The following is a 16978-nucleotide window of genomic DNA, read 5'->3' as shown; positions in this document are numbered from 1 at the left end:
GCGCAAACGGCCTGCGCGTGGACTGCACGGGGACTGCGGAGGAACTCAGTCGAGACCGGCAGCGCCCGCCACATAGGATGGCGCATCATGAAGGTTTTGTCCGCGCTCGCCTGGCCCTACACCAACGGGCCCCGTCACATTGGTCACGTCGCCGGATTCGGCGTCCCCGCAGATGTTTTCAGTCGCTACATGCGTATGGCGGGCCACGACGTGCTGATGGTCAGCGGCACCGACGAGCACGGCACCCCGATCCTGGTCCTGGCCGAGCAGGAAGGCGTGACGGTCGAGGAGATCGTCGACAAGTACAACGCGGTCATCACCCAGGACCTGCTCGACCTGGGGTTGTCCTACGACCTGTTCACCCGCACGACCACGCGCAACCACTACCAGGTCGTGCAGAACCTCTTCACCCAGATCCGCGCCAACGGCTACATGATCGAGCAGACCACGACGACGGCGATCAGCCCGTCGACCGGCCGCACGCTGCCCGACCGCTACCTCGAAGGCACCTGTCCCATCTGCGGATTCAAGGAGGCGCGTGGCGACCAGTGCGACAACTGCGGCAACCAGCTGGACCCGGCCGACCTGATCGACCCGCGGTCCAAGGTCAACGGCGAGGTGCCGGAGTTCGTCGAGACCCAGCACTTCTTCCTGGACCTGCCGGCGCTCGCCGATGCGCTGCAGCGCTGGCTGGACGAGGTCGACACGGCCGGCACCTGGCGCCCGGGCGTCATCAACTTCGCCAAGGGCCTGGCCAAGGACATGCACCCGCGCGCGATGACCCGCGACATCGACTGGGGCATCCCGATCCCGGTCGAGGGCTGGGACAGCAAGCGCTTCTACGTGTGGTTCGACGCGGTGATCGGCTACCTGTCGGCGTCGATCGAGTGGGCGCGACGGCTCGGTGAGCCGGAGCGCTGGCGTGACTGGTGGAACGACCCGGCCGCGAAAACCTATTACTTCCAGGGCAAGGACAACATCACCTTCCACGCCCAGATCTGGCCGGCCGAGTTGCTCGGCTACGCAGGACGTGGAGACAAGGGCGGTGAGCCGGGGCAGTACGGCGAGCTCAACCTGCCGACCGAGGTCGTGGCGTCCGGCTTCCTCAACTACGCGGGCGGGCAGTTCTCCACCTCACGCGGCAACGTCATCTACGTGCAGGACATGATCGCGCGGTATGGCGCGGACGCGCTGCGCTACTTCATCTGTGCCTCCGGGCCGGAGACGCAGGACAGCGACTTCACCTGGCCGGAGTTCGTCACCCGCAACAACAACGAGTTGGTCGCCGGCTGGGGCAACCTGGTCAACCGTACGGCGTCGATGATCGCCAAGAACTTCGGCGAGGTGCCGGCCCCGGCCGCGCTCGAGCCGGTCGACGAGGAGCTGCTCGCGGCGGTGCGTGGCGGCTTCGACACCGTCGGTGGGCTGCTGGAGGCGCAGCGGCAGAAGGCCGCGATCGCCGAGGTGATGCGCCTGGTGCGGATGGCGAACAAATACGTCACCGACACCGAGCCGTTCCGGCTCAAGGGCGAGGACCAGCGCGAGCGGCTCGAGACCGTGCTGCACACGCTGGCCCAGTCGATCACCGACCTCAACACGATGATGTCGCCGTTCCTGCCGCACAGCTCCAACACGATCGCCCGAACCTTCGGTGCGACAGGCGAATTCATGCCGATGCCGCGTCTGGAGCAGGTGCGCGACCTCGACGACGACAGCCGTAGTTACCCGATCATCACCGGTGACTACTCTCAGACCCCGCGCTGGGAGTCGCGCCCGGTGCAGGTCGGTGCGCCGGTGGCCAAGCCGACGCCGATCTTCGCCAAGCTGGACGAGATCGACCCGGACGACCCCTTCGGCGGGACACACTGACCGACTACACGTCGTCGAGTGCCGTGATGCACGCTGGTCGAGTGCCGGAGGAGCGCAGCGGGGGAGGTGTATCGAGACCGAGTGGCTCGCGTGGTCTCGATACGGGCTCGCCTAGCGGCTCGCCCTACTCGACCGACGTGGGGATGCCCTACTCGACCGACGCGAAAGACGAAGGACTGTGATGAGCAAGGGCCATCAGAGCGGCCGCAGCGACGGCCCGCCGTCGGCGCCGCAGCCGTTGCCGATCCCGGTGGTGGACAACCACACCCACCTGGACATCAGCCGCGGTGACGAGCCGCCGCCCGACGTGACCGAGGCGCTGTCGAAGGCGACCGCGGTGGGTGTCGACCGGTTCGTGCAGATCGGGTGCGACCTCGAGGGCGCGCGGTTCACCGTGCGGCAGGTCGAGCAGCATTCCCAGATGCTGGGCGGGGTCGCCATACACCCCAACGAGGCGGCGGTGCTCGCTGACGCCGGCGGGCTGCGCGCGGCGTGGGACGAGATCGAGCAGCTGGCCGATCACCCCCGCATCCGGGTGATCGGGGAGACGGGCCTCGACTACTTCCGCACCGGGCCGGAAGGCGTTGCAGCGCAACAGGATTCGTTCCGCTGGCACATCGACCTGGCCAAGCGTACCGGCAAGGCGCTGCAGATCCACGACCGTGATGCGCACGACGATGTCATGCGCATCCTCGAGCAGGAAGGCGCGCCCGAACGCACCGTCATGCACTGCTTCTCGGGCGACATCAACCTTGCCCGCGCATGCGTGGACAAGGGCTACTTCCTGTCGTTCTCCGGCACGGTCACCTTCAAGAACGCCCGCGGCCTGCGCGACGCACTCGCGGTGGTGCCGTTGGAGCGGCTGTTGGTCGAGACCGACGCGCCGTTCCTGACGCCGTCGCCGCACCGGGGAGCGACCAATTCGCCATACCTCGTCCCGCTCACGGTGCGGGCCATGGCGGACGTTCTCGCGGTCGACGTGCCGACGCTGTGTCAGGCCCTGTCGGACAACAGTGAGCGGGTCTACGGCGCCTGGTCGGTATGACGAAACGCGATCCGCGTCACACGCAAGTGTGATCGGGCTATCGTTATCAAAATTTGACCTTTGCGGGTTCTGTGCGTCACGGTATTGGACGTTCACCCCGAGAGCAGGCACTCCCGAACGGCTGCGCACGACGTAGCCGGCGAGCCAGAACACATGGCTCGTCCGCATGGATCCCAGCCCATTCCGCTGCCGGATGTCGTGCGCCTTCGCCGCTCGCCGGGACACCCCCGACATCGGAGACACGTTGAATTACCGCCTGACCAAGACCGCTGCCATCGCCGCGACCACCGTGGTTGCCGCGCTCGGACTGAGCGCCTGCAACGACGGTGCGTCCACCGGCGCGCAGAGCGCCGCGCTGACCTCGCAGAGTAGCTCCGCATCGAGCTCGGCGAGCGCCTCGCACAGCACGAAGGCCACACCCTCCTCGAGCAGCTCGAGCGCGACCCACAGCAGCAAGGCAACCCACCGCGCGACTGCCAAGAAGGTCTCGCGTGACGAGGCCCGCCCGACGCTGACCACCCGGATGGTGACGAGCTCGGAGAACGTCGGCTTCGAGACCGTGCGCAAGTACGACTCGAACCTCGCCGAGGGCAAGGTCCGCGTCGACCGCACCGGTGCCGCGGGCAAGGCCACCGTCACGTGGCGCCAGCAGCTGGCCGGAGAGAACGTGCAGCGCACGACCTTCGTCAAGCGCGTGGTCACCAAGCAGCCGGTGGACAAGGTGCTCGTGATCGGCACCAAGAAGGCGACCCCCAAGCCGACGCCGAAGAGCACCCCGAAGCAGACGCCGAAGCAGGCCCCGAAGCAGGCACCCAGCAAGTCCACCGCCGGGCTGGACCTGTCTCGCGCCGGCATGTGGGACCGCATCGCCCAGTGCGAGTCCGGTGGCAACTGGTCCATCAACACCGGCAACGGTTACTACGGCGGACTGCAGTTCGACATCGGCACCTGGCTGGGCGCCGGCGGCGGCAGCTTCGCGCCGCGTGCCGACCTGGCCAGCCGCGCCGAGCAGATCACCGTCGCCAACCACGTCTACGCGTCCCGCGGGCTCGGCCCGTGGGGTTGCGCCGGTGCCGCCTGACGCACCGTCACACCTGAGCAACACCTGAACAACGGCCGGGCCGCAGTCCTTCGGGACGGGCGGCCCGGCCGTTGTCGTGTATGGCGCCGCCGCGCCGCTCGGTCGAAACCGGCGATTCCACCCTGTGACGGCTGTGGCGCCATACAGTTGAAGCGCGTGGTGATGTCGTGCCGGTCGATGAGTTGCGTGAACCGATGGACGAGTTACTACGTGCAGTAGTAGTTTGTCGGTGAGGGTTCACGAAACGGTTCGACACGGGCTGAACGAGGATTCGGATGACTGCCACGCCACACCAGCAACGACCGGTGCCGGGTGGCCCCTGGCTGCAACTGGTCACCGTCACGATCGGTTTCGCGATCAACTTCTGGGCGTGGGCACTGGTCAGTCCGCTCGGCCCGCTCTTCAGCCCGGACAAGGAGCAACTCCCGGCAGCGGCATACGACAAGCAGTTGAGCTATCTGCCGTTCTCCGACGGGCAGCCGCTGTCCGCCAGCCAGGCCAGCCTGATGGTCGCCGTGCCGGTCGTCGTCGGCTCGATCGGCCGGATCCCGGTCGGCGCGCTGACCGACAAGTACGGCGGCCGCGCGATGTTCCCGCTGGTCTCCGCGATCACCATCATCCCGGTGCTGGCAATCGGCTTCTTCGCGCTCAACTCCTTCGTCGCGCTGCTGATCTTCGGGGTGCTGCTGGGCATCGGCGGCACGACGTTCGCCATCGGGGTGCCGTTCGTCAACGCCTGGTTCCCGCCGGAGCAACGCGGTATGGCGGTCGGCGTCTTCGGCGCCGGCATGGGTGGCACGGCGATCAGTGCGCTGACCACCGTCGCGATCTTCAAGAGCGCCGGCCAGTCGGTGCCGTTCGTCATCGTGGCGATCGCCCTGGCCGTCTATGCCGTCGTCGCGTGGTTCGTCCTGCGGGACGCACCCGGACGTGTTGCACCCTCCGCTCCGCTCGTCCAGCGGCTGGTCGCGACCGCGAAGCTGCCCATAACCTGGCAGGCCGGCGTCCTCTACACCGTCGGATTCGGCGGCTACGTCGCGTTCTCGGTGTTCCTGCCGCTCTACCTCAAGAACGCCTACGCACTCTCCGCAGCCGATGCCGCGAACAAGATGGCGGGTTTCGTCGTCATCGCCGTCATCATGCGCCCGGTCGGCGGCACGCTGGCCGACAAGATCGGCTCGGTGCGGGTGCTGGCGGCTTGCTTCGCGCTGGTGGCGGTGTGCGCGGCCATCGCGGCGGGCGAGCCGCCACTGCGCGGCTTCGGCACTCCCGTCTTCCTGGTGATGGCCGCCGCCCTCGGTGCTGCATCCGGTGCGACGTTCGCACTCATCGCCGAGGCGACCGACCCGGCACGAGTCGGCGGCGTCACCGGATTGGTCGGCGCCGCAGGCGGTCTCGGCGGTTTCGTGCCACCGCTGGTGATGGCCTACATCTACAGCGAGACCAGCTCGTATGCCGTCGGCATGTGGCTGCTGGCCATCTGCTCAGCACTCACGCTGCTGCTCACGCTCACCGTGGTGCGCCGCACCGCGCTTACCCGCTCGACCGCACAGGAGGTTTCGGCATGACCACCACTGGTCTGGACAGTCCACTCGCCAGCGCACTGGTGGGCACCCGGCGATTCTTCACCCGGGCGAAGGTTTCCGAGGACAGACGGTCGATGTATGCCGAGGGCGGCCGCCAGGGCGACTCCTTCTACCGCGACCGGTGGAGTCACGACAAGGTCGTGCGATCGACCCACGGCGTCAACTGCACCGGCTCGTGCTCGTGGAAGGTCTACGTCAAGGACGGGATCATCACCTGGGAGGCGCAGCAGACCGACTACCCGACGACGGGCGCGGACAAGCCGGAGTACGAGCCGCGCGGCTGTCCCCGCGGTGCGGCATTCAGTTGGTACACCTACTCGCCGACCCGCGTCCGTTATCCCTATGTGCGGGCGACGCTGTTGACGATGTTCCAGGAGGCGAAGGCGCAGTTCGGCGACCCCGTGGTCGCGTGGGCGTCGATCGTGCAGGATCCCGAAAGGGCTTCTCGTTACAAGAAAGCCCGCGGTAAGGGTGGGCTGGTGCGTGCGTCCTGGGCGGACGCGGTCGAGATGATCGCGGCAGCGCACGTCTACACCATCAAGCGCTTCGGGCCGGATCGCATTGCGGGCTTCTCGCCGATCCCGGCCATGTCCCAGGTGAGTTATGCCTCGGGTGCGCGCTTCAACGAGCTGATCGGCGCGCCGATGCTCAGCTTCTACGACTGGTATGCCGACCTGCCGGTCGCCAGCCCGCAGATCTTCGGCGACCAGACCGACGTGCCCGAGTCCGGTGACTGGTGGGACGCCGGCTACCTGATCATGTGGGGCACCAACGTGCCGCTGACCCGCACACCGGACGCGCACTGGATGACCGAGGCGCGCTACCGCGGGCAGAAGGTCGTGGTGATGAGCCCCGACTACGCGGAGAACGTGAAATTCGCCGACGAGTGGCTGGCACCGGCACCGGGCACCGACGCGGCGCTCGCGATGGCGATGGGGCACGTCGTGCTCAAGGAGTTCTTCGTCGACAACCAGGTCGACTACTTCGACGATTACGTCAAGCATTTCACCGACCTGCCCTTCTTGATCACTGTCGAACAGCAAGAGGACGGCAGTTGGCTGCCGGGCAAGAACCTCGTCGCAGCAGACTTCGAAAACCCTGCGCAGGCAAGCGAGAACGCGCTCTTCAAGCCGGTGGTCTTCGACGAGGCAGCCGGTGCGCCGGTGGTGCCGAACGGCACCCTCGGCGACCGTTTCGGCGACGAGGGCTTCGGCAAGTGGAACCTCGACCTGGGAGATCTGCAACCGCGGCTGAGCCTCTGGTCCGAGGGCGGTGAGTCCGTCGCGGTGCGCCTTCCGCGGTTCGACGCGCCCGACGGGCAAGCCGTCCGGGAGGAGCGCGGTGTCCCGGTCCTGCGGGTCGGAAAACACGTTGTCACAACGGTTTTCGATCTGATGTTGGCGCAGTACGGCGTCGGCCGACCTGGCCTGCCGGGCGTGTGGCCGCAAGGGTATGACGACCCGGCAGCGCCATACACACCGGCCTGGCAGGAGACGATCACCTCCGTCCCGGCAGAGGCGTGCGCCCGGATTGCCCGCGAGTTCGCGCGCAATTCCCGTGACACACAAGGGCGTTCGATGATCCTTATGGGTGCGGGGACCAACCACTGGTATCACTCGGACCTGATCTACCGGGCGATGCTGATGCTCACGACGATCACCGGATGCCAGGGTCGTAACGGGGGTGGCTGGGCGCACTACGTCGGGCAGGAGAAGGTCCGGCCGTTGATGGGCTTCCAGAACGCCGCGTTCGCGCTGGACTGGTCGCGGCCGCCGCGGCACATGAACCAGACGGCTTACTGGTATGTCCACACCGGGCAATACCGCTACGACACGTTCCTGGCCGATACGGTCGGCGCAGGGATGGGTGCGTTTCCGGAGCAGACCATCATGGACCTGCTGCTCAAATCCGCCCGAATGGGTTGGGCGCCAACCTATCCCACGTTCGACAGGAGCTCGATCGAGATCCCGGAGCTGGCCGCCGCCGACGGCGTGGACGTCAAGGACTGGGTCGTCGACAAGCTGCAGTCCGGCGAGCTGAAGTTCGCGCTGGAGGAGCCGGAGAACCCGGAGAACTTCCCGCGGGTGCTGACGCTGTGGCGCTCCAACCTGCTCGGCTCCAGCGCGAAGGGCGACGAATACTTCCTCAAGCACCTGCTGGGTGCCGAGGGCGCGGTGACCGCGTCCCAGGCACCGCCGGAGCAGCGCCCGCGCGACATCGAGTGGGCCGACGAGATCGTCGACGGCAAGCTCGACCTGCTGATGACGATCGACTTCCGGATGACCAGCTCCACACTCTTCTCCGACATCGTGCTCCCGGCTGCGACGTGGTACGAGAAGCACGACATCAACACCACCGACATGCACCCCTTCATCCACTCGTTCAACCCGGCGATCGCGCCGCCGTGGCAGAGCAGGACCGACTGGGACGCGTGGAAGGAGATCGCAAAACGCTTCTCCGAGTTGGCAGTCGACCATCTGGGCACGCGCACCGACCTCGTGGCGAAGCCCCTCTGGCACGACACCCCCGACGCGATGGCGACACCGCACGGGGTGGTCCGCGACTGGAAGCTCGGCGAGTGCGAGCCGGTGCCGGGCAGGACGATGCCGGCGCTGATCCCGGTCGAGCGCGACTACACCGCGGTCTACGACAAGCTGACGTCGATCGGTCCGCTGCTGGACACCCTCGGCACCAGCTGCAAGGGCGTCACCTATGACGTGGCCGAGGAGCTGGAGATCCTGCGGCACGAGCACGGTGTGGTCTCGACCGGCCCGGCCGCCGGGCGACCGCGGCTGGACACCGACGTGCACGTGGCACAGATGATCCTGACGCTGTCCGGCGCGACCAACGGGCGCCTGGCAACGCAGGGCTTCCGCACCCAGGAGCAGCGGACCGGTCACCAGATGCACGACCTCGCGGCCGAGAGTGAAGGCAGGCGCATCACATTCGCCGACACCCAGCAAGCCCCGCAACCGGTGATCACCACCCCCGAGTGGTCGGGGTCGGAGACCGGCGGGCGTCGCTACAGTCCGTTCACGCAGAACATCGAGCGGCTCAAGCCCTTTCACACCCTCACCGGGCGGCAGCACTTCTACCTCGACCACGACTGGATGCTGCGGATGGGGGAGGCCATGCCGACCTACCGTCCGCCGCTGGACATGACCCGGCTCTTCGGTGAGGCGCAGGTCGGCGAGACCGGCGAATTGGGTGTGTCCGTGCGGTATTTGACCCCGCACAACAAGTGGTCGATCCACTCCGAATATCAGGACAACCTCTTCATGCTCTCGCTGTCCCGCGGCGGTCAGACGGTCTGGATCTCCGACAAGGACGCCGCCAAGGTCGGCATCGGCGACAACGACTGGGTGGAGATGGTCAACCGCAACGGCGTCGTCGCCTGCCGGGCGATCGTGTCGCACCGGATGCCGGAGGGCACGGTCTATATGCATCACGCGCAGGACCGGCTGATCGACGTGCCGCTGACCCAGCGGGACAAGAAGCGCGGCGGCATACACAACTCGATGACCCGCATCATGATGAAGCCGAGTCACATGATCGGCGGTTATGCGCAGCTGTCGTACTTCTTCAACTACATCGGCCCCACGGGCAGCAACCGCGACGAGGTCACGATGATCCGTAAGCGGACGACTCCGGTCGAATACTGAGCAGGGAAAGGGGTTTTCGGACATGAAGGTCATGGCGCAGATGTCGATGGTGATGAACCTCGACAAGTGCATCGGCTGCCACACCTGCTCGGTCACCTGCAAGCAGGCGTGGACCAACCGGGCCGGGATGGAATACGTCTGGTTCAACAACGTCGAGACCCGGCCCGGCCTCGGCTACCCGCGCACCTGGCAGGACCAGGAGAAGTGGAAGGGCGGCTGGAAGCGGCTGGAGAACGGCCGGCTCACGCTGAAGTCGGGCAACCGGCTGAAGAAGCTGGCCAGTATCTTCAGCAACCCGAAGCTGCCGAGCATCGGCGACTACTACGAGCCGTGGAGCTACGACTACGAGACGCTGCTGGAGTCACCGGTCACCAAGAATTACCCTGTCGCGCGGCCGTATTCGCTGCTGTCCGGCAAGCCGATGAACGTCGAGTGGTCGGGCAACTGGGACGACGACCTCGGCGGCTCCGGTGAACACGCCGTCAAGGACCCGATGCTCAAGGGCATCGAGGACAAGGTGAAGTTCGAGTTCGACCAGACCTTCATGTTCTACCTGCCGCGGATCTGCGAGCACTGCCTCAACCCGGCGTGCGCGGCGTCCTGCCCGAGCGGGGCGATCTACAAGCGCGAGGAGGACGGCATCGTCCTGGTCGATCAGGACAAGTGCCGCGGCTGGCGCATGTGCATCAGCGGATGTCCTTACAAGAAGGTCTATTTCAACCACAAGACCGGCAAGGCCGAGAAGTGCACGTTCTGCTATCCGCGCATCGAGGTCGGCATCCCGACCGTGTGCGCGGAGACCTGTGTCGGGCGGCTGCGTTACATCGGCATCATGCTGTATGACGCCGACCGCGTCCTCGAGGCCGCGTCGGTGGAGGACGACCAGGACCTCTACGAGTCGCAGGTGAGCTGCTTCCTGGACCCCTTCGACCCCGAGGTGCAACGCGCCGCGGAGCGGGACGGCATCCCCGGTGACTGGATCGAGGCGGCCAAGAAGTCACCGGTGCGGCGGCTGATCATGGACTACCGGGTGGCACTGCCGTTGCACCCGGAATACCGCACCATGCCGATGGTTTGGTACATCCCGCCGCTGTCCCCGGTCGTCGATGTGATCAAGGAGACCGGCTACGACGCCGAGGACCAGCACAACCTTTTCGCGGCGATCGACACCCTGCGGATCCCGGTCGAATACCTGGCCAACCTGTTCACCGCCGGCCACGTGCCGACGGTCGACCGGGTGCTGAAGAAGATGGCCGCGATGCGCTCTTTCATGCGCGACATCAACCTCGGCGGTGATCCCAACGAGGAGATCGCCGCATCGGTCGGCATGTCGGCCGAGGACATGTACGAGATGTTCCGGCTGATGGCGATCGCGAAGTACGACGAGCGCTACGTCATACCGACCGCGCATGCCGAGCAGGCGCACGGTTTGGAGGAATTGGCGACCGAGTGCGCGGTCAGCGCCTACGACAACGACTCGCCGTTCGGTGAAGGCTCGGGGCAGGGCGCACTCACCCCGGTGGCCATCGAGAACTTCAACATGCTCAAGGAGCGGCAGACCTCCGACCACGACACCCTGGTCGGCGGCGGATCGAAACACGGCCGGGTCAACCTGCTCAACTGGGACGGCCGCGGTATGCCGGAAGGCCTCTTCCCCGACAGAGGTGGCCGAGGAGCGGAGGAGCGCAGCGGGGGAGCGTCTCGAGGTCCCGACGACGGGTCGCTGTCATGAAAACCCTGCGCTGGGGCCGCCACCGCCGAAGCACCGCCGAGCTCCCGGACGACGTGCTCGCCGCGACCTGGCAGGCCGTGTCGTTGCTGCTGGCCTACCCGGACGAGGTTGCGGCACAACAGTTTCCCGCCGTCCGCGAGGTGGCCACCCAGTTGCCACCGCAGCTCGGTGGTCGGCTGACTGCCTACCTGGACGACGCCGAAGGATTGCCGCTGCCGGACCTGCAGGCCGACTACGTCGACACCTTCGACGTCACCCGCAAGTGCAGTCTGCACCTGACCTACTTCAGCAGCGGTGACACCCGGCGCCGTGGCGTCGAGCTGGTGGAGTTCAAGCAGGCCTACCGTCATGCTGGGGTCGAGCTGGCCGAGGAGAGCAGCGAGTTGCCCGACTTCCTGCCGGTGCTGCTGGAGTTCGGCGCATTCACCGACCGGGCGGCCGCCTGGAAGCTGCTCAACGCACACCGGGTCGGGATCGAGTTGCTGCACGCGGCGCTCGGCAAGCGCGAATCCCGTTGGTTGCCAGTGGTCGACGCACTACGGGAGACGCTCCCGTCGCTCGGTGCGGATGACGAAGTGGCGCTGCAGCAGTTGATCGCGGCGGGCCCGCCGAGCGAGGACGTGGGCATCGACAGCTCGCCATACAGCATCGACCCGCGACTCAACCCCCGTCCCGAATCCCCTGCTGGGCCACGTCCGGTTCCAGTCGAATTCGGCCCACCGTCACAAGGAGTGCGCTGATGGCTCTCTTCCTCTGGGTGATCGTGCCTTACGTGGTGTTCGCGGTGTTCATCGTCGGGCACTTCTGGCGCTACCGCTACGACAAGTTCGGCTGGACCACCCGCAGCTCGCAGCTCTACGAGAACAACCTGCTGCGCTGGGGCAGCCCGATGTTCCACTTCGGCATGCTGGGAGTTCTCGGTGGGCACATCATCGGATTGGTGATCCCGAAGGTCTGGACCGACGCGCTGGGCATCTCCGAGCACGGCTACCACATCATCGCGCTGGCCGGCGGCATCCCGGCCGGCCTGATCGCGCTCGCCGGGCTGGTCATCCTGGTCTACCGGCGTCGCGTCACCGGCCCGGTCTTCTCGGCGACCACCAACATGGACAAGGTGATGTATGTCTTCCTCGGCGCCGCGATCGTGCTGGGGGTCTGGAACACCTTGGCATCCGGGCTTTTCCACGTCGGTGGGGACTACAACTACCGCACCGGCGTCAGTCCCTGGTTCCGCGGCATCTGGACCTTCAACCCCGACGCCGACCTGATGGCGGACGCGCCGCTGAGCTTCCAGCTGCACGCGCTGGTCGCGATGGCGCTCTTCGCACTGTGGCCGTTCACCCGACTGGTGCACGTCTTCAGCGCGCCGGTCGGCTATCTCACCCGGCCCTACATCGTCTACCGCTCGCGCGACGAGCGTCCGGGTGCGGGCACGGGTTCGCGTGCGCCGCAACGCGGTTGGGACAAGCCGACGCTGGAGAAGAAGTGAGTGCTCCGCTCAGCTTTGACGCGATCGTGCTCGTCGGCGGTGCCGGGTCACGGCTGGGCGGAGTGGACAAGGCCGCGGTGGAGCTCGCCGGCCGGTCGCTGGTGTCTCGGCCGCTGGAGGCGGTCGCGGACGCGCGGACACTGGTCGTGGTCGGCGACACCGCCGCAGGCGAGATCCCGGCGCGTGCGGTCCGCGTCGTCGAGGACCCGCCGGGCAGCGGTCCGGCTGCCGCGACGGTCGCCGGCCTGCGCGCCGTCGAGGAGCAGGCCGAGTGGACCTACGTCCTGGCGTGCGACCTGCCGGGCGCGGGGTGCGCCATACAACTGCTCGCGGATGCGGACCCGGGCGAGAGTGATGGTGTGGTCCTGACCGAGCCGGACGGCCGCCTGCAGTGGCTGCTCGGCCGCTACCGCTCCATCGCGCTGTATGACGCCGCCGAGCGCCTCGGCGACCCGACCGACCGGTCGATGCGCGCCCTGCTGGCGGAGCTGGACCTGACCCCGGTCACTGCACCCGAGGAGGTATGGCGCGACGTCGACACCTGGGCTGACCACGAGCAGTGGACGCGCACCCTCGGTGCCGGCTGACACCGGCGGTCGCGACGCAACGGCTAGTGTCGGGCGCGTGACCGACCCTGCCGACCCTGCCGACCCCGCCGATGCCGCGACGTTGCTGACTGCGCCGCGGGTGCGCGCACTGGCGGAGCAGCTGGAGCTGCGGCCCGCCAAGCAGTGGGGCCAGAATTTCGTCATCGACCCCAATACCGTCCGCAAGATCGTCCGGCTCGCGGGCGTGGGGCCCGGCGAGAGCGTTGTCGAGGTGGGTCCGGGGCTCGGGTCGCTGACGTTGCCGCTGCTGGAAGCCGCGAGTCGGGTCACGGCCGTGGAGATCGACGCCCGGCTCGCCGAGCGGCTGCCGCTCACCGTTGCCGAGCTCGCGCCACATCTGGCGGATCGGCTGCGCGTGATCGAGCAGGACGCGATGACGTTGACCGAGCTGCCCGACCCGCAGCCGGTGGCTCTCGTCGCCAACCTGCCCTACAACGTCGCGGTGCCGGTCGTGCTGTCCTTTCTCGAGCGCTTCCCGTCGCTGCGGCGGGTGCTGGTGATGGTGCAGCTGGAGGTTGCCGAGCGCCTTGCCGCGACACCGGGCAGCAAGATCTACGGGGTTCCCAGCGTCAAGGCCGCCTGGTATGCCGACGTGCGGCTCGCCGATCGGGTCGGCCGCAACGTCTTCTGGCCCGCGCCGAAGGTCGACTCCGGGCTGGTGTCGATGACCCTGCGCGAGCCGCCGGCGACGACCGCCACTCGCGAGGACGTCTTCGCGTGTATCGATGCAGCCTTCGCGGCCCGCCGCAAGACGCTGCGCGCCGCGCTCGCCGGATGGGCCGGATCGGCCGCCGAGGCCGAGCGAATGCTGCGCGCGGCGGGGATCGACCCGTCGTTGCGCGGAGAACGGCTGACGGTCGACCAGTTCGCGGCAATTTCGGCCCAGCGCATAAGGTGACGGACATGGAAGTGACGTCCGCGACCCCGGTCACCGCGCGTGTGCCGGCCAAGGTCAACCTCGAGCTGCGCATCGGGCCGCTCGAGGACGACGGATATCACTCTCTCTCAACGGTTTTCCATGCTGTGGACCTGGTCGACCACGTCACCGTCCGGCCTGCCGACAAGTGGTCGGTCACGACGACCGGCATGGGTGCCGGCACCGTCCCGGATGACGAGACCAACCTTGCGTTGCGCGCCGCGCAGTTCATCGCGCGGCGGGTCGGCACCGACGAGGCACTGGCCGTCGAGGTCGCCAAGAACATCCCCGTCGCAGGCGGTATGGCGGGTGGCTCCGCCGACGCAGCAGCCGCCCTCGTCGCCGTCGACGCGCTGTGGGAGACCGGCTTCAGCCCGCTGGAGCTGCAGGACATGGCTGCCGAGTTGGGCAGCGACGTGCCCTTCGCACTGGAGGGCGGCACCGCCATCGGCTCCGGCCGGGGTGAGCATCTGGTCCCCGTGCTCAGCCGCGGATCCTTCGAATGGGTCTTTGCGCTGCATCACGAGGGGCTGTCCACGCCGGCGGTCTATGCCGAGTGCGACCGACTGCGGGGCACGGACCCCGTCCCCGAGCCCGAGCCCAACGCGGCACTGATGGCCGCGCTGCGCGCCGGTGACGTCGACGCCCTGGCCGGCAACCTGCACAACGACCTGCAGGACGCAGCCTGCTCGCTGATGCCTCGCCTGACCGACACCATGAACCTGGGTCTGAACAACGGCGCCCTCGGAGCGATCGTGTCGGGCTCGGGGCCGACGGTGGCGTTCCTGTGCGCCGACCACAACGCTGCACTCGACCTGATGGTCGGTCTCACCGCGAGCACCATCTGCGACGAGGTCGTCACTGCCACCGGCCCCGTGCACGGAGCCCACGTCGTGCACGACGTGCGCCCCCGCTGAGCCGTTCCGCCATACTCGATCGATAGTTGACTGATGCCCAATCTCCTTGCCACCGAGAGCATTTCGCTTGCCCTGGGGACCAACCAGGTGCTCGACGGAGTCTCGCTCGGCGTCGGCACCGGCGACCGCATCGGTGTCGTCGGACGCAACGGTGGCGGCAAGTCGACCCTGTTGCGCGTGCTCGCCGGGACGCAACCCGTCGACGGCGGCCGGGTGACGCGCGTCGGTGGGCTGACGATCGGGATGCTCAGCCAGGAAGACCGGCTGGATCCCGATGCGACCGTGGCGGATTCGGTGCTGGGTGATCGCGCCGAGCACGAGTGGGCGGGCGATCCGCGGATCCGTGACGTGCTCGGCGGCCTGCTCGGTGGTGTCGACTTCAGCTCCGTCGGCGGGCCGGACGCGGTGGTCGGTGCGAAGTCCGGTGGCGAGCGACGGCGGATCGCGTTGGCGCAGTTGCTGATCGACGACCCCGACCTGCTGCTGCTCGACGAGCCGACCAACCATCTCGACGTCGAAGGCGTGCAGTGGCTGGCGGAGCACCTCGTGCGACGCCGGGCACGATCGGACAACGCGTTCGTGACGATCACCCACGACCGGTGGTTCCTCGACGCAGTCGCCGATCACACCTGGGAGGTCATCGACGGCCGGGTCGAGCAGTACGACGGCGGGTATGCCGCCTTCGTGCTCGCCAAGAACGAACGGGCCCGCATCGCCGCCGCGACCGAGGACCGTCGGCAGAACCTGCTGCGCAAGGAGCTCGCCTGGTTGCGGCGCGGACCGCCCGCGCGCACCTCCAAGCCACGCTTCCGCATCGACGCGGCGAACGAGCTGATCAAGGGCGAGCCCGAGCCGCGCGACGAGGTCGAGCTGGTCCGCTTCGCGACCACCCGGCTCGGCAAGGACGTCATCGACCTGATCGACGCGACCGTCGAGGTCGGCGACCGCAAGCTGCTGGACAAGCAGACCTGGCGCCTCGCGCCGGGGGAGCGCACCGGCATCGTCGGCGTCAACGGCGCCGGCAAGTCGACCGTGCTGCGGGCGATCGACGGCAGCCGGCCGCTGGATGCCGGCAAGCGCAAGCAGGGCCGCACCGTGGAGCTGGCGTTCCTGACCCAGGAGGTCCGCGAACTCGACGCGTATGACGGGATGCGGGTCATCGACGCGGTCACCGAGGTCAAGAGCTACATCATGCTCGACGGCAAGGAGGTCTCCGCGTCGTCGCTGGCCAAGCGGCTCGGCTTCTCCGGGCCGCGCCAGCAGACGCGCGTCGGAGACCTGTCCGGTGGTGAGCGTCGCAGGTTGCAGATCCTTCGGCTGCTGATGACCGAGCCCAACGTGTTGCTGCTCGACGAGCCCACCAACGACCTCGACATTGAGACGCTGACTTCGCTGGAGGACGTGCTCGACGGCTGGGCCGGCACTCTCGTGGTGGTGTCGCACGACCGCTACCTGTTGGAGCGCATGTGCGACCGCCAGATCGCACTGCTGGGTGACGGCAAGCTGCGTGACCTGCCCGGTGGTGTCGAGCAATACCTCGAACTCCACTCTGCGGCAAAGGAATCGGCTGCACGGTCGTCGTCCGGCAGTCGGTCTGCGGCAACGCCTCTGTCGGACGATCCGGTGTCGACGGGCGGTGCGTCATACAGCGCGGCGGAGCAGCGCGAGGCACGCAAGGAGATGGGCCGCATCGAGCGCACGCTGGGCAAGCTGGCCGATCAGGAGGAGAAGCTGCACGCCGCCCTGGTCGAAGCTGCGACCGATCCCGCTCGCGCCACCGAGCTGGACGGGCGGTTGCGCGCCATACACACCCAGCGCGAGGAGCTGGAGGAGCGTTGGCTGGAGGTCGGCGAGATCGCCGAGTGAGGGCGTCGGTGAGATCGCCGGGAGAACGCACGGAGCCGGTGGCGCCCTTCGACGGCGGACCGTGAGGGGGAGAAATAGGCCTCACGATGCGGTCGAATGCGCCACCGGCTCCTGGGGGACCTCTTTGGAGAGGTGCTCCTGGCCGAGGCCGGACTTCCCGACAGCCTCAGCTCACTGCTTGACCCAGAGCTGGGACAGGGTCGGCAT

The 16978-nt window shown here is 67.6% G+C and carries 12 protein-coding genes; all 12 read left to right on the top strand.

The window, feature by feature from the left end; genetic code table 11:
- Positions 1-87 precede the first annotated feature (87 nt).
- The 12 genes from metG (at position 88) to ACSZL9_RS18110 (ending at position 16771) form a co-directional block, all read left to right on the top strand.
- Positions 88-1869 carry a methionine--tRNA ligase gene (metG, locus tag ACSZL9_RS18165; protein WP_446666940.1) on the top strand — a complete coding sequence of 594 codons (1782 nt, stop codon included), beginning with the start codon at positions 88-90 and terminating at the stop codon, positions 1867-1869.
- Between the two features lie 181 nt (positions 1870-2050).
- Positions 2051-2914 (top strand): TatD family hydrolase, encoded by an 864-nt coding sequence (locus tag ACSZL9_RS18160; protein WP_446666939.1) that lies wholly within the window; start codon positions 2051-2053, stop codon positions 2912-2914.
- 166 nt (positions 2915-3080) lie between these two features.
- Complete coding sequence (locus ACSZL9_RS18155) at positions 3081-3995, top strand: transglycosylase family protein (RefSeq protein WP_446666938.1); 915 nt, start codon at positions 3081-3083, stop codon at positions 3993-3995.
- Positions 3996-4270: 275 nt separating this feature from the next.
- The gene (locus tag ACSZL9_RS18150) at positions 4271-5563 is read left to right on the top strand and encodes an MFS transporter (protein WP_446666937.1); all 1293 of its coding nucleotides are present in this window, start codon (positions 4271-4273) and stop codon (positions 5561-5563) included.
- On the top strand, positions 5560-9243 hold the full coding sequence (locus tag ACSZL9_RS18145) for a nitrate reductase subunit alpha (RefSeq protein WP_446666936.1): 3684 nt from the start codon (positions 5560-5562) through the stop codon (positions 9241-9243). Before ACSZL9_RS18150 ends, ACSZL9_RS18145 begins: the two co-directional genes overlap by 4 nt.
- Before the next feature lie 22 nt (positions 9244-9265).
- Entirely contained in the window at positions 9266-10975 is a 1710-nt protein-coding gene (gene narH / locus ACSZL9_RS18140) for a nitrate reductase subunit beta (protein WP_446666935.1), read from the top strand.
- Positions 10972-11715 (top strand): nitrate reductase molybdenum cofactor assembly chaperone, encoded by a 744-nt coding sequence (narJ, locus tag ACSZL9_RS18135; protein ID WP_446666934.1) that lies wholly within the window; start codon positions 10972-10974, stop codon positions 11713-11715. The genes narH and narJ overlap by 4 nt, the downstream gene beginning before the upstream one ends.
- Positions 11715-12464 carry a respiratory nitrate reductase subunit gamma gene (gene narI, locus ACSZL9_RS18130; protein ID WP_446666933.1) on the top strand — a complete coding sequence of 250 codons (750 nt, stop codon included), beginning with the start codon at positions 11715-11717 and terminating at the stop codon, positions 12462-12464. The genes narJ and narI overlap by 1 nt, the downstream gene beginning before the upstream one ends.
- Complete coding sequence (gene mobA / locus ACSZL9_RS18125; protein WP_446666932.1) at positions 12461-13051, top strand: molybdenum cofactor guanylyltransferase; 591 nt, start codon at positions 12461-12463, stop codon at positions 13049-13051. The genes narI and mobA overlap by 4 nt, the downstream gene beginning before the upstream one ends.
- Before the next feature lie 37 nt (positions 13052-13088).
- Positions 13089-13970 carry a 16S rRNA (adenine(1518)-N(6)/adenine(1519)-N(6))-dimethyltransferase RsmA gene (rsmA, locus tag ACSZL9_RS18120; RefSeq protein WP_446666931.1) on the top strand — a complete coding sequence of 294 codons (882 nt, stop codon included), beginning with the start codon at positions 13089-13091 and terminating at the stop codon, positions 13968-13970.
- Positions 13971-13975: 5 nt separating this feature from the next.
- Entirely contained in the window at positions 13976-14905 is a 930-nt protein-coding gene (locus tag ACSZL9_RS18115) for a 4-(cytidine 5'-diphospho)-2-C-methyl-D-erythritol kinase (protein WP_446666930.1), read from the top strand.
- Between the two features lie 33 nt (positions 14906-14938).
- Positions 14939-16771 (top strand): ABC-F family ATP-binding cassette domain-containing protein, encoded by a 1833-nt coding sequence (locus ACSZL9_RS18110; RefSeq protein WP_446666929.1) that lies wholly within the window; start codon positions 14939-14941, stop codon positions 16769-16771.
- Positions 16772-16978: the final 207 nt, after the last annotated feature.

It is taken from the genome of Flexivirga sp. B27 (assembly GCF_052905685.1).
The sequence above is the reverse complement of the archived record's forward strand: the minus strand, read 5'-3'. Positions and strand labels throughout refer to the sequence as shown.

Excerpts from the sequence above, each read along its gene's own strand:
- metG (WP_446666940.1), top strand. The coding sequence starts at position 88 with ATGAAGGTTTTGTCCGCGCTCGCCTGGCCCTACACCAACGGGCCCCGT.
- ACSZL9_RS18160 (WP_446666939.1), top strand. The coding sequence starts at position 2,051 with ATGAGCAAGGGCCATCAGAGCGGCCGCAGCGACGGCCCGCCGTCGGCG.
- ACSZL9_RS18155 (WP_446666938.1), top strand. The coding sequence starts at position 3,081 with ATGGATCCCAGCCCATTCCGCTGCCGGATGTCGTGCGCCTTCGCCGCT.
- ACSZL9_RS18150 (WP_446666937.1), top strand. The coding sequence starts at position 4,271 with ATGACTGCCACGCCACACCAGCAACGACCGGTGCCGGGTGGCCCCTGG.
- ACSZL9_RS18145 (WP_446666936.1), top strand. The coding sequence starts at position 5,560 with ATGACCACCACTGGTCTGGACAGTCCACTCGCCAGCGCACTGGTGGGC.
- narH (WP_446666935.1), top strand. The coding sequence starts at position 9,266 with ATGAAGGTCATGGCGCAGATGTCGATGGTGATGAACCTCGACAAGTGC.
- narJ (WP_446666934.1), top strand. The coding sequence starts at position 10,972 with ATGAAAACCCTGCGCTGGGGCCGCCACCGCCGAAGCACCGCCGAGCTC.
- narI (WP_446666933.1), top strand. The coding sequence starts at position 11,715 with ATGGCTCTCTTCCTCTGGGTGATCGTGCCTTACGTGGTGTTCGCGGTG.
- ACSZL9_RS18115 (WP_446666930.1), top strand. The coding sequence starts at position 13,976 with ATGGAAGTGACGTCCGCGACCCCGGTCACCGCGCGTGTGCCGGCCAAG.
- ACSZL9_RS18110 (WP_446666929.1), top strand. The coding sequence starts at position 14,939 with ATGCCCAATCTCCTTGCCACCGAGAGCATTTCGCTTGCCCTGGGGACC.